The following is an 11712-nucleotide window of genomic DNA, read 5'->3' as shown; positions in this document are numbered from 1 at the left end:
CGGATTTCCCGACCCGACCCAACCCTGCCGTTCAACTAATGGGTGGTCGCTCGGGCTCTCACGGCGTGTTGGCGTGGCGATTCACCAAGCTGGTGGAAGTTTTGCCCCGTCATTCACACGGCCCACACCCCGGCCCTCCCGGAATCGACGCCGTGTTGACGCTAGCGAAAACAGCCAGATCGGAGTTTGACGTGCGCAGTTCTGTTCGCATCCTGTTCGCCGGTATCGCCGCGACCGGGTTGCTCGCGATGGGGGCCACGCCGGCGCTCGCCGCCAAGGGCAAGGCCAAAGAGTCGGACGATGACTCGACCGTCACCGCGGCGGCCGAAGGCGGCAAGGGCGGAAAGGGCGGCAACGGCGGGCTCGCCCTGAACATCTGCCCGGCGATCGGCATCCTCGCGAAGGCGGAGGCCCGCTGCGACGGTGGCAATGGCGGAAACGCGAACGGCGGCGACGCGAAGGCCGTCGCGGAAGACGACAGCCACGACACCGAGTACGAAGAAGACTGACGTCATCCTCACGGGTCCGCCGACCGGCTCGGGGCGCGGCACTCCCGCCCGAACGGGGTGTCAGACTTCGGTCTCGCGCGCTGCGGCCGACCGGCGAACCTGTCCCGCTACGAGGTCTTCGCCCAGAGCCGTCGGACTGACGATTCGGGGCGAACGACTTAGAACGGAGTACTAGTGACCACTTCTGTTCGCCTTCTCGGCACCGCCGCCGCGCTCGGCGTCGGCGTGCTGGCGACGAGCCTGCTTACCCAGCCAACCGCAACGGCAGCGAGCACCGAAAAGCCGGGCACCGACGGCGAGTCCGGTCAAGGGATCAGCATCTGCCGCCCGATCTCCTTCACCGGCCCGATCACGGTCGAATGCTCGTCGGCGCCGAGCGGTGGAAGCGCCAACGGGTCCGCAGACTACGTTGCCAAGGACCACGGCGAAGATGGCGCGGACGAGGACGAATCCTGACGTCCGAGAACTCTTCGCGACACACCTGGTGAATGTGTCGGTCTCCGCACGGAGGCCGACACTTTTTCTCTTGTGACTGCCAGGGATGGCGTGAGCAGAGGTGATTCCCGATATTGCCTGGAATCGGGACCTTCCTCCCTGCGGCAGGCCTCTTCGCCATAATCTGTCCACTATGGACTTCTCAACCGACAGGTGCTTGTCGTCGCACGATCTGGGTGCTTTCGCCGGTTCATCCGGAGGCGCCGTATCGACGGAGCTACCCTCAAAAGGCGGGCAGGCCACGGGATTTCCTCGGACGTGGCCTGCTCGCCACCAGTCCGAATCGCGTACGCGAAGTGCCGGCCTCCACACGAGAGGCCGGCACGGATTTCGCGGCTCTAGATCCCGAAGATCTCCGGGATCAGTCGTCGTCCTTGCTGTACTTCCGGTCCTTGCTGTCGTCCTCCGCGTATGCCTCCGCGTCGCCACCGTTGGCGTTGCCGCCGTTGCCGCCGTCGCAGCGGGCCTTCGCCGGAGCGAGCAACGCGACGGACGGGCACACGTTCACCCCGAAGCCACCATGGCCGCCTTTGCCGCCCTTGCCGCCTTCGGCGGCGGCGGTCACCGTAGAGTCGTCATCAGAACTCTTTTCGCCCTTCGCGGCCAGCGCTGGCGATGCGCCTATCGCGAGCAACCCGAAGGCAGCGGTCCCGGCGAACACAGCACGAACAGACCTGCGCACTACAGACTCCTATCCGGATGGTTACCACACTGTTGAGGCCCCCTCCCCGGTCCCGGAGACGGGTTTCGGCGGTGCCGAAATCAACGCGTGGACCCTTTCACCGGAGACGGCAAATTGTCCTGAGCGACATGCAGACCCGCCGATCAGTCACCCGGAGGTGCGACACCGACCGGTGTGCGCACAAACAAAGAGCGTGCCGACCGGTGTGCACCGGTCGGCACGCTCCTAACAGGACGTTCGCTCAACAGTGGCCCAAATCGACCGTCAGTCCTCGTCGTATGCGGTCGCCTCGGCGTCACCGCCGACACCGTTGCCGCCGTTGCCGGCCGAGCAGGACCCCTCGCCCTTGCCGAGGATGCCGACACCGATGCCGCAGAGAACGTTCACGCCGATGCCGCCGTTGCCGCCCTTGCCGTGGCCACCGGTAGCCTCAGCAGCAGTGATCGAGTGGTCGTCCTTCTCTTTCCCCTTCCCGTGGCCGCCAGCGAAGGCCGGGGAACCCATGGCCAGCATCGCAGCCGCCGCAGCGGTAACACCCAGGAGGCGAATCGAAGTGCGCATTACTTAACTCCCATCCATGTTGGACAATGCCGGGTCGGCATGTTGAGTTCCCGGAGTTCCGGGGATTTGGGGGTGCGCCGACCGGCAAGAGAAACCGTGCCATTGATCCGGGGGTTCCGGCATGTCGAGCCACACCAAAGAGAATCATCAGCCACTCTTGCGGATTCAAGATTACGCAGCGTCGTCTGGCCGACGGGATTCCGAACCCCGCAACTCAACTGATCAGATGAAGCAGATCCGGCATCGCCAAAAAAGATCAAGAAGTAGGATAACACGATCACGATCACAAAATGATCAAGAACAATCAAACCGAAAGTTGTTGAAGACAAGGCACTTGCACTAGTTGAGCTCGTGACCGTCGCGGCCCGGTAGTCGGCACGGGTCGCTCGTTGGGGCCAAGAACATGCGCACCGCGAGCACGCCACACGAGTCGGCCCTAGCCTTCGTAACTGCTCCCGCCCCGATTGTCGTTTCAGGAGGATGTCATGGGAATTCGCCGCGAGGCAGCGGTCGTCCTAGCCGCGCTGGGGACGCTGACCGTCAGCGCTTCGGTGGTCGCAGCAACTGCCTGGGCCGGACCGCCGCTGCACGTCGAGATGGGCAAGGTCGAGTGTCACACTAGCGCCGACCTGCTATCCAGGATTGGGTTGCCGAAATCCTTGGCGGACAAAGCGGATAACGGCGCTCCGGCGGCAATGGTGCCCATGACTTTCCGGAGTGCTGACGGCCAGCGGGTCTCGTACTCGGTCACAGTGGACGGAAAGCAGCGGGCGAGCGGTTCGGTCAGCGGCGGCGGGCAGTCCATTAACAGCGTCACCATCGACGGCGGCAAGAGCTCTCGGCTCGTGGTGACCACCGGCCCGACCGTCCTTGTCGACCGGATGGTCGCGGGACGCTGCTGACCCGAATCGGGCGCGCATAAACCACGGCGGGAAGCGGGAAAGGATCCCGCTCCCCGCCGTTTTCGCGTCGGCACGCCTTCTCTCAGCGCGCCGAGACCGCAGGAAAAACCGGTGGCTTCACCGAAAACCGGTGAAGCCACCGCGAGTGCGACGCAGGCAGATCGAAGGGCCAGAGTCACGCCCTCCAACGTACGATCCCACCTTGGTTCCACCTCGTGGCGTGCGCTAGAAGGACCACGGGCGGCGACTTTTACGCTGCACTCCTTGCCTTTCGGCAATCCGTGAGGGGCCACGACGACGCCACGAACGCGCCGGCCGGATCCAGTCCGGGCGGCAATTGGTAGCTCGTGCGCTCAGAAGTCGAACACGGAACCGGTCGCGGCTTTCAGCGCGCAGGGGTTGGCCAACGTCACCTGGTAGCCGACCTCTTGGCCGCGCCAGGTGCCTTCCGCGGACGCGCTCACCTTCCGGCTCTCCTTGGTGCAGGTCTTCGGCTGCCCCGAGCCCAACTGCTCGAACTTCCCGTCGGCCTGCAGCAACTCGTCGCATGCGGAGGCGGCTCGCGGATGGTTTCCACTCGCCGGGTAGCAATTCAGCGTGACAGTTCGGGATTCATGAAGTTCCGTCACCGTGAGTTTGAATGTGGTCTGCCCCTCGTCATTGCCGGACTCAGCCGAAGCGGCCCCTGGAACCAGCACCGCCGCAGCGAACGCAATGCTGACCACGGCGCGGCCGGGAAACCGAGTATCGGTCATTTCACGTCATCCTCCGTCCTGACCGGAAAAGAAACCCTTGTCTTCCTTACCGCACCCAGAACGATCTCTCCGCGCGAGCCGGAAACGATCACTGATCGGGTTCCCTCGAATCGGTAATCGCTACGGCCCGCCACCGCCGGATCCCGATCCCTTCCCTGGATGGGCCGACCGCACGGTCCGACAACGATTCGACTTGGCGACAGCCCACATCGATCGACGACACCGGGTAGCCCTTATTGCCCCGCGAGTGTGCCACGCCCGGAAATAGGCGACGGAAGTTCACATCGATTTGTCCACTAATCGAGTTTTCCAGAGCCGGACGGCTGCGGATTAGGTCCGCAACTTGAAGACACGAGCACGTCATGGGACAGAGCGTGATCATGAAACAACCCCAATCGGGCACGGCTTTCCGATCGCGTGATCATCTCGCTGCCGGCGCACCGCCGATATTCGCGCAACGAAGCAGTTTGTCCTCAACGGAGATCAACCCCTGGTGTCCCGCGTCGAGAAAATTCGGCTAGAGATCATCAGATGAGGTGAGCGGCGAAAATCTCGACTTGCACGACTATCTGGCCGCGCTATGTTCTAGGAGGTCCCGCTGCGGCGGGGTTTCAAATCCCGAGGGAATCCTTTGCCGGTTCTGCCTCGACCAAGAGTCGGCAGGGGATTCCTTACGGCGTCATCCATGAAATTCAGTAAGAAGGGGATTTTAGTTATGCTCTCTGCCAAGCGCGTCATCGCTGCAACTGCTCTCGGGCTTCCCCTCGTGCTCGGCGCCCCGGGAATGGCGCTGGCCGACGGCGGGCACGGGGAACACGGCAAGAAGGCCCACAAAGAGGTGCAGGACCAGGACATCAAGCAGGACGAGGACGCCAGCATCAAGCAGAGCAACGAGAACAAGCCTGTCCAGTACCTGTTCAACGTTGGCAAGGGCGACCAGAACGCGGTGAGCTGGAACAAGCAGGACAACGACGCCGACATCGACCAGACCGAAGCGGCCTGGCAGGAGCAGGAAGACTGACGGCGGCGGCCCCGGCCGCCCTCGGCTCGATGACATCATGAATAAGGCTTGGCCCGGCGATCCCTCTCGCCGGGCCAAGCCATTTTCAGCTTCGTTTCGTTCCGCCCTGGCGTGTGATGCACTGCCACGTCGGGGCCGATGCGTCGACCTAGTCGTCGACCAGCATCTCCCCCTCGGTCTGCTCGGTGCCGTTGTAGTTGTTCTGCTGGGTCCAGGTCATCGCCGCCTGCTCGCCCTTGCCGCCAGTGCTGACCTGGGTGACAGGCGAGACGTTGATGTTGTTCTGCACCGTGTGGTTATGCTCGGCCTGGTCCTGGACCTGCTTGGTGATCTTGGAAGCCTTCGGTAGCTTCGTCGGATGCCCATCGGCGGCCAGCGCCGTGCCTGCCGTCCCCAGCAGCACCGGCAGCCCCACAGCAGCCGCAGCGAGCACGCGCTTCGCGGTACGCATCAACCGATTCCCTTCGTAGACCAACATTGATGTGCGGTCCGATGTCCCGCGATGATCCGCAATTGCAAATCACCATCGGGTTTCCTGGATCCACAACCCCGAGCGGGGCAACAGAAACCTACCGTCGCCAAGACATTCCCTGCCATGCCGATACCGCCGTGATCACCCCAAGTAGTGATCACCGTTGGGCGACAGGGCAATCGCATGTCCACAGTGTCCACTCGTCCGAGATGACGAAGCCCGCTGACCCGACGGGTGCCGGATCAGCGGGCTTCATATTCATACCGTGTTAGGGGCCCAGTCGGCGCCCCGGTCAACTCATCCGTTGAGCCGGAAGACGCTTCCTGTGCTCACGCTGTCGGTCTGCCCGAATCCGCGCGATTCGAGGGTCAGCCAACTGCCCATCGGGTGGTGCAGGTCGCGGACGGACACGGTCATGTCCTTGGCGATCAGCGGGGCGATGGAGACACCAGCCGGGCGCCACTCAAGAATCCACCGCTGGTCTTGCTTTCCGTACGCGCAAGGCGCGACGAAAACACTTCGGGCGGACCACATGTTGGCTTCCGCGCACTGGTTCGTTCGCTTGTTCCGGATGGTCACGCTGCCGTCGTACTGGCGGGCGATGATCCACTTTTCGGTGGCGCCGAACGCACCGAACGGAACGGTCTTGATCACCGGGTCGCCGAAGACGGCCCAGCGGGATCCGTCGGCCGAGCTGGTGATCTCCGTTTCGAACCCCGCGTCAGCAGGAGCCGAAGCGGCCTGAGCCGCAGGAACGAGGGCAAGCGCCAGAGCACCGAGAGCGCCCAACATCCAGCGAGCACGCATCATGACTACCCCTCCACAAGATCTTTTCGGAGAAAAGAATGGCAATCGATTTTTCGACCGCCGAATAAGATCTCTACCAGCACCGCCGGAAAAAAGCCCATTATGTCACCGCAAAGAGTGGCACCCTTTGGCTCAAATGTATTCCTCAGTGGACAGTTCTTGATCGAATTCCTATTATTTCCGAGCGCCCGCTCGGGCGGTCGACCCGCAGTACCGACGCCGGTAACGGATGCGGGGACCGCGCCGGGCCTGGGAAAACGCAGCCTTCGGACGGCGACCCAGGTCCGTCCGGCCCCAAGCTGGCGCCCTACTGCGGGACGCCGAGTAGCCGCCACAGTTCCGGAAATGTTGCGGCTCGGGTAGACAGTGGACGGTTTCCGGACATTGCCTTCCCGGCGGATCGCCGCGGTCGGAACGGCCGCCAACTGGGCCGGAATAGCCACAGATCGCGACACCTGGTCTGGACCAAAGTGGCAAGATCCGCATTGCCTCTGGGACGAGGGCGGGGATGCCGATAGGACCGGCGTCGTCCCCTTTTCGGTCTACAGTGGACTCTGGGCCGTTACCGGCTCGTCCGCGCGGTGCCGTGCGTGGTGCAGGCGTCGTGCCGCTCGTCTCGGCCGCCTCCGCCCAGTCCGCCGTTCAGCGCCGACTCCAACGCCTCTGCGTCAAAGCGGAACAGCAGAGCCCCTACCGATGATCGTCGGCAGGGGCTCTGAGCTGAGCATCTTCCAGTGCGCGATACTGGGATTGAACCAGTGACCTCTACCGTGTCAAGGTAGCGCTCTCCCACTGAGCTAATCGCGCTGAGCGGCTCGGCCGCGTACGGGCATCAGCTTAGCCAAGCCCCTGCCGCGGCCGAGCACCACCCCTGTTTCACACCTGGCGCTCGAAGGTGACCAGGAGCCCTTCGACAGCACCCGGCCCGAGCCGGCCCTTGACGTCGGCCCCGGTGATCGCCTTCAGCTGCCAGCCCTGGGCGGCGTGATCATTGAGAACCCGTTCCAGACTGTCTCCGGACATTTTGCCGCCGAGCCACTTCTCCCGGAGCTCCACGACCTTGTACCGATACGGCATCGGCTCTCCCCGTTCGCGCGAATACCTGTCAGGAGTGCGACGATGCGCGGCCGCCGCCGGTTCCGTCAGGGATCACAAATGCTGCCCGGCGCCGGGGCAAGGAATTCGGCGGCCGCCCAACGGGCGTTGCCGAGATCGCGGAAGCCACCGACCACGTAGGGCGTGCCGATCACCTGCGCACCGTGGTCGAGCGAGTCCACCCGGCCCGCCCCGAAACTGGGGCCGGAGCGGACGTTGAGGATGTCGGCCGTGACCCGGAAGATGCACGGCTTGGTCTCGCCGGGACTACTCCCTGGCTGGCCGGCCCCGATCAGGTAGATCGCGCCGATGGCACCGGCGCCGAGGAGCAACAACGGACGGGGCAGCGGGAACATGGCATACCTCCTGGTCAGTCACGCCAACCCAGCTATAACGGCCTGGGCCGGGCAGGCGGAACCCGAGGCACCCGTCGGCGCGCCCGGTTCAACGCGCCGGGGGTCGCCCGCCCGGCGTTCAGGTGCGCGCGGTAGCCATGTTGAATCGGTCACATGGCCGCACGATTCAAAGACCTCGCGCTGGACGTGCTCGACCACCAAGCGCAGGCGGACTGGTGGTGCCGGGCGCTCGGCTACGTCCGCCGGGACAGCCTCACCGGCACCACCGACCGCCCGGCCGACTGGCCGGTGCCGATCGTCGACCCGGCCGGCGTCGGGCCACTGATCTGGCTCAATCCGGTGCCGGAGCCGAAGAACGGCAAGAACCGGATGCACCTGGACGTCATCGGCGACCGGAACGAACTGCTCGGCCTGGGCGCCACCCTGATCCGCGCTCGCGACGCCGAAATCGACTGGGACGTCCTCGCCGACCCCGAAGGCAACGAATTTTGCGTCTTCGCGCGCTGAGTCCCGCCGGTGCCAATAGGAAAACGATTGCTCCCGCCCGGAACGGCGGGAGCCCGTCCACGAACCCCTTCCGGCCGACACTGGATAGCAAGAACGCCGCCCCCACCTGGGGAGCGGCGTTCGCGGCAGGCTGAAGATCAGCGGTCGGCCATCTTCTTCTGCAGGTTCTCGTCCAGCGTCGCGAGGAACGCCTCGGTGGTCTGGTAGCTCTGGTCACCGCCGACGAGCAGCGCCAGGTCCTTGGTCATCCTGCCGCTCTCGACGGTCTCGATGACGACCTTCTCCAGCGTGTCGGCGAAGCCGACGACCTCCGGGGTCGAGTCCAGCTTGCCGCGGTGCTGCAGGCCACGGGTCCAGGCGAAGATAGACGCGATCGGGTTGGTCGAGGTGGGCTTGCCCTGCTGGTGCTGGCGGTAGTGCCGGGTGACCGTGCCGTGCGCGGCCTCGGCCTCCACCTTGCCGTCGGCGGTCATCAGCACCGAGGTCATCAGGCCCAGCGAACCGAAGCCCTGCGCCACGGTGTCGGACTGCACGTCACCGTCGTAGTTCTTGCAGGCCCAGACGTAGCCGCCCTCCCACTTCAGGGCGCTGGCGACCATGTCGTCGATCAGCCGGTGCTCGTAGGTGATGCCCTTGGCATCGAACTCGGCCTTGTACTCGCTGTCGAAGATCTCCTGGAACACGTCCTTGAACATGCCGTCGTAGGCCTTGAGGATCGTGTTCTTGGTCGACATGTAGACCGGGTAGCCGCGCTCCAGGCCATAGCGGAAGGACGCGCGCGCGAACTCCTCGATGGAGCGGCGGTAGTTGTACATCGCCATCGCGACGCCGCCGTCCGCACTGAACTTCGCGACCTCGAACTCGATCGGCTCGCCGCCGTCGTCCGGGGTGTAGGTGACGGTGACGGTGCCGGGGCCGGGGACCTTGAAGTCGGTGGCCTTGTACTGGTCGCCGTGCGCGTGACGGCCGATGACGATCGGCTTCGTCCAGGTCGGCACGTAGCGCGGGATGTTGGAGATAACGATCGGTTCGCGGAAGATGACGCCACCGAGGATGTTGCGGATCGTCCCGTTCGGGCTCCGCCACATCTTCTTGAGGCCGAACTCCTCCACGCGGGCTTCGTCCGGGGTAATAGTGGCGCATTTCACACCGACGCCGTGCTTGGCGATGGCGTTGGCCGCGTCGACCGTGACCTGGTCGTCGGTGGCGTCTCGGTGCTCGATGCCGAGGTCGTAGTAGTCGAGGTTGATGTCCAGATACGGGTGGATCAGCTTGTCCTTGATAAAGGACCAGATGATCCGGGTCATCTCATCGCCGTCGAGCTCGGCTACGGTGCCCTGGACCTTGATCTTGCTCATGTGGCGGGGTGCTCCTCTCGCGAGAATGCAAGCGGTACAAGCGTACTGCTATCGGCCTCGATTGTGTCCTCCACCCTTCACCTACGACCACTGCCGCGGAAAGCGCGATGCGCCACAGTTGGCGACGACGACGCCGTGCCGTGATCTTCTTCTAGGCTCAACCCCTGACTGAGCGATCTTTATTAAGTGATCCTGGAGGGGGCCCGTGTCGACCGGACCGACGCATGCGATGAGCGGGGTGGCCGCTTGGGCGGCCGTGACCGCCTTGACCGACACGCACGCTATAGGGCAATTATCCCTGAAGACCTGGGTGGTCGGGGCGACGCTGTCCGCTGGGGCCGCGCTCCTGCCCGACATCGACCACCCCAAGTCGACGGTGGCCAGCACATTCGGCGCCATATCGCGCGGTGCGTCGGCCGGGATCAGCGGCTTCAGCGGCTTTCTGTACCGGCTGACCCGTACCAAGCGGGACACCGACCGGGAGGGCACACACCGCGGCTTCACCCATACCGTCGTGTTCGCGGTGCTAGCCGGCCTGATCACCACGGCCATCGTGCAGACCGGCGCGGGCATCGCGCTCGCCGTGCTGATGTTCTTCTTCGCGGGGCTCGCGGTCCGCGGGCTCATGCACACCTGGTCCTCCAGCAAGGACGCGCTGTTGATCAGCGTGGCCTCGCTGCTGCTCACGGTCGCCTGCTGGGCGTGGGCCGGGGATCAGCCCACCGACGCGGCGGCGTTCGGGGTGGCGGTGATGATCGGCTGCGTCGCGCACTTTCTCGGCGACGCGATCACCGAACTGGGCTGCCCCATGCTGTGGCCGGTACCACTCGGCGGCAAGACCTGGTACCCGGTGGCCCCGCCGAAGCCGCTGCGGATGCGGACCGGCGGCAAGGTGGAGCTCCTGGTGGTCGGCCCCGGCCTGACTATCGCCGCCGTGGTGCTGAGTTCGGTCGTCCTCTACCGGATCGGTGCCGCCCCCTGGCTCGGGCAGCTAGACCTGCCACCCGAGGTCATGGCCTGGATCGCGCACTCGTGACAGGCGGGTGGCTGCCCCGAATGAGCCGTTCACCTCGATCAGTGCGGCGAACGGACCCGCTCGCTGCGATCCGGGCACGGCACCCGGCACCGCCGGATACGACATTTCGCCCATCGCTCGTTCCGGGGTCGATAGGGTACAAGGGCGGCACAACTTCCGTGTCGCCCGAGTCCCGGAGGGAACATGCGAGCTCGAAAGCGGTTCGTGGTGGCTGCCCTGTCGCTGCCGCTGCTGGTCGGCCTCGCCGCGTGCGGCGAGATCCAGGAAACCCGGCAGGGCCTGCAGGACGCCAACGACCAGATCCAGCAGGCGCACGAGAATCTGGATGCGGCATCGAGCTGCCTGAAAGCGATCAACGTCGCGAGCTTCATGCCTAATTTCGCCGACCCGCAGCAGGCGCAAGCCGATGCGCAGGCCAGGGCCGAGGAACTGTTCCAGCTGGCCGAGCAGACTACCGACCAGACGCTGCGCAAGAACCTGCTTGACGTCCAGCAGTCCGTGCAGCGGGTCGCCGCCGGCGAGATCACCTTGGAGTCCAGCGCGGAGTGGACCGCCACCCAACTGGAGAAGTACCAGCAGGTAACCACCACCTGCTCAAAGATCGGCGGCTAGCGGGCGGCGCAAGCTGAGTCCCACACCGCAAGTGGCTTAAGCCGCTTATGAACAGACCCTAGCGGTGCAACTCGCGCCGCCGGCGAAAGCGGCTGCGCCGCTTGCGCGAACCGAAGCGCCGCTGATTCGGACAGCACCCTCAAGCCGGCTTTACCGCGACGCCGCCCGCACCGCCGTGGGTCATCCGATGCGCATTGTGGCCTCGGTCACCTAGTCTGGGACCGCGGAGGTGATGGGTGATGAAGGCAGCTGTGGGTGATCAATTGCATGTGCACAGCAAGCACATCGACGAGGCCGACCAGATCGCCGTGATCCTGGAGGTTCGCGGCGAGAACGGCGCCCCGCCGTACAAGGTCCGGTTCAAGGACGGCCACGAGAGCCTGGTGTTCCCGGGCGGCGACTGCGAGATCGAGGCGCCCCCTCCCCGCCAGGGGGACTGACCCGAAAGTCACGGCCGGTCGTGAAGCCCCGGTCAACTGGTCGGCGACCAACGAAGGTCGAGCGGACCTGATGCCAGGCAAGCGGCGTAAGCCGCTTTCGGCCG

The 11712-nt window shown here is 64.9% G+C and carries 16 protein-coding genes and 1 tRNA gene; 8 read left to right on the top strand and 9 right to left on the bottom strand.

The genetic code is table 11. The features are described from left to right. The first annotated feature begins 191 nt into the window (after positions 1-191). Entirely contained in the window at positions 192-509 is a 318-nt protein-coding gene (locus tag BJ970_RS12060; RefSeq protein WP_184726337.1) for a hypothetical protein, read from the top strand. A gap of 174 nt (positions 510-683) precedes the next feature. Further along, positions 684-965: a hypothetical protein gene (locus BJ970_RS12055; protein ID WP_184726336.1), complete on the top strand. Its 282-nt coding sequence runs from the start codon at positions 684-686 to the stop codon at positions 963-965. Positions 966-1365: 400 nt separating this feature from the next. On the opposite strand, the gene BJ970_RS12050 is transcribed toward BJ970_RS12055, so the two are convergent. Together BJ970_RS12050 and BJ970_RS12045 are read right to left on the bottom strand one after the other, a co-directional pair. Continuing rightward, positions 1366-1686, bottom strand: coding sequence for a hypothetical protein (locus tag BJ970_RS12050; protein ID WP_184726335.1), 321 nt, complete (start codon positions 1684-1686; stop codon positions 1366-1368). Positions 1687-1950: 264 nt separating this feature from the next. After that, positions 1951-2247 (bottom strand): hypothetical protein, encoded by a 297-nt coding sequence (locus BJ970_RS12045; RefSeq protein ID WP_184726334.1) that lies wholly within the window; start codon positions 2245-2247, stop codon positions 1951-1953. Between the two features lie 485 nt (positions 2248-2732). Between BJ970_RS12045 and BJ970_RS12040 the strand changes: the two genes are divergently transcribed. Then, complete coding sequence (locus tag BJ970_RS12040) at positions 2733-3149, top strand: hypothetical protein (RefSeq protein ID WP_184726333.1); 417 nt, start codon at positions 2733-2735, stop codon at positions 3147-3149. Between the two features lie 353 nt (positions 3150-3502). Here the strand turns inward: BJ970_RS12040 and BJ970_RS12035 are convergent, their stop codons facing one another. Beyond that, a complete protein-coding gene (locus BJ970_RS12035) occupies positions 3503-3904 on the bottom strand; it encodes an SSI family serine proteinase inhibitor (RefSeq protein ID WP_184726332.1) in 402 nt (133 codons plus the stop codon). A 715-nt stretch (positions 3905-4619) separates the two neighbouring features. Here BJ970_RS12035 and BJ970_RS12030 point away from each other — a divergent pair. After that, positions 4620-4925 carry a hypothetical protein gene (locus BJ970_RS12030; protein WP_184726331.1) on the top strand — a complete coding sequence of 102 codons (306 nt, stop codon included), beginning with the start codon at positions 4620-4622 and terminating at the stop codon, positions 4923-4925. 148 nt (positions 4926-5073) lie between these two features. On the opposite strand, the gene BJ970_RS12025 is transcribed toward BJ970_RS12030, so the two are convergent. The 5 genes from BJ970_RS12025 to BJ970_RS12005 all read right to left on the bottom strand — a co-directional run bounded on the left by BJ970_RS12025 (position 5074) and on the right by BJ970_RS12005 (position 7655). Continuing rightward, on the bottom strand, positions 5074-5376 hold the full coding sequence (locus BJ970_RS12025) for a hypothetical protein (RefSeq protein ID WP_184726330.1): 303 nt from the start codon (positions 5374-5376) through the stop codon (positions 5074-5076). A gap of 318 nt (positions 5377-5694) precedes the next feature. Beyond that, the gene (locus BJ970_RS12020) at positions 5695-6207 is read right to left on the bottom strand and encodes an RICIN domain-containing protein (RefSeq protein ID WP_184726329.1); all 513 of its coding nucleotides are present in this window, start codon (positions 6205-6207) and stop codon (positions 5695-5697) included. Between the two features lie 732 nt (positions 6208-6939). Beyond that, positions 6940-7011: transfer RNA gene (locus tag BJ970_RS12015), tRNA-Val, on the bottom strand. 69 nt (positions 7012-7080) lie between these two features. Further along, positions 7081-7281 (bottom strand): DUF4177 domain-containing protein, encoded by a 201-nt coding sequence (locus BJ970_RS12010; protein WP_184726328.1) that lies wholly within the window; start codon positions 7279-7281, stop codon positions 7081-7083. 65 nt (positions 7282-7346) lie between these two features. Beyond that, a complete protein-coding gene (locus BJ970_RS12005; RefSeq protein WP_184726327.1) occupies positions 7347-7655 on the bottom strand; it encodes an SH3 domain-containing protein in 309 nt (102 codons plus the stop codon). Between the two features lie 153 nt (positions 7656-7808). On the opposite strand from BJ970_RS12005, the gene BJ970_RS12000 reads away from it, so the two are divergent. Continuing rightward, on the top strand, positions 7809-8162 hold the full coding sequence (locus BJ970_RS12000; RefSeq protein WP_184726326.1) for a VOC family protein: 354 nt from the start codon (positions 7809-7811) through the stop codon (positions 8160-8162). Positions 8163-8299: 137 nt separating this feature from the next. Here the strand turns inward: BJ970_RS12000 and BJ970_RS11995 are convergent, their stop codons facing one another. Further along, a complete protein-coding gene (locus BJ970_RS11995; protein ID WP_184726325.1) occupies positions 8300-9520 on the bottom strand; it encodes an NADP-dependent isocitrate dehydrogenase in 1221 nt (406 codons plus the stop codon). A 205-nt stretch (positions 9521-9725) separates the two neighbouring features. Here BJ970_RS11995 and BJ970_RS11990 point away from each other — a divergent pair, with 205 nt between their 5' ends. The 3 genes from BJ970_RS11990 to BJ970_RS11980 all read left to right on the top strand — a co-directional run bounded on the left by BJ970_RS11990 (position 9726) and on the right by BJ970_RS11980 (position 11608). Continuing rightward, entirely contained in the window at positions 9726-10556 is an 831-nt protein-coding gene (locus tag BJ970_RS11990) for a metal-dependent hydrolase (protein ID WP_184726324.1), read from the top strand. Positions 10557-10739: 183 nt separating this feature from the next. After that, the gene (locus BJ970_RS11985) at positions 10740-11168 is read left to right on the top strand and encodes a DUF8711 family protein (RefSeq protein ID WP_184726323.1); all 429 of its coding nucleotides are present in this window, start codon (positions 10740-10742) and stop codon (positions 11166-11168) included. 239 nt (positions 11169-11407) lie between these two features. Further along, on the top strand, positions 11408-11608 hold the full coding sequence (locus BJ970_RS11980) for a DUF1918 domain-containing protein (RefSeq protein ID WP_184726322.1): 201 nt from the start codon (positions 11408-11410) through the stop codon (positions 11606-11608). Positions 11609-11712: the final 104 nt, after the last annotated feature.

The organism is Saccharopolyspora phatthalungensis, from assembly GCF_014203395.1.
In the GTDB taxonomy this organism is placed as follows: domain Bacteria; phylum Actinomycetota; class Actinomycetes; order Mycobacteriales; family Pseudonocardiaceae; genus Saccharopolyspora; species Saccharopolyspora phatthalungensis.
The sequence above is the reverse complement of the archived record's forward strand: the minus strand, read 5'-3'. Positions and strand labels throughout refer to the sequence as shown.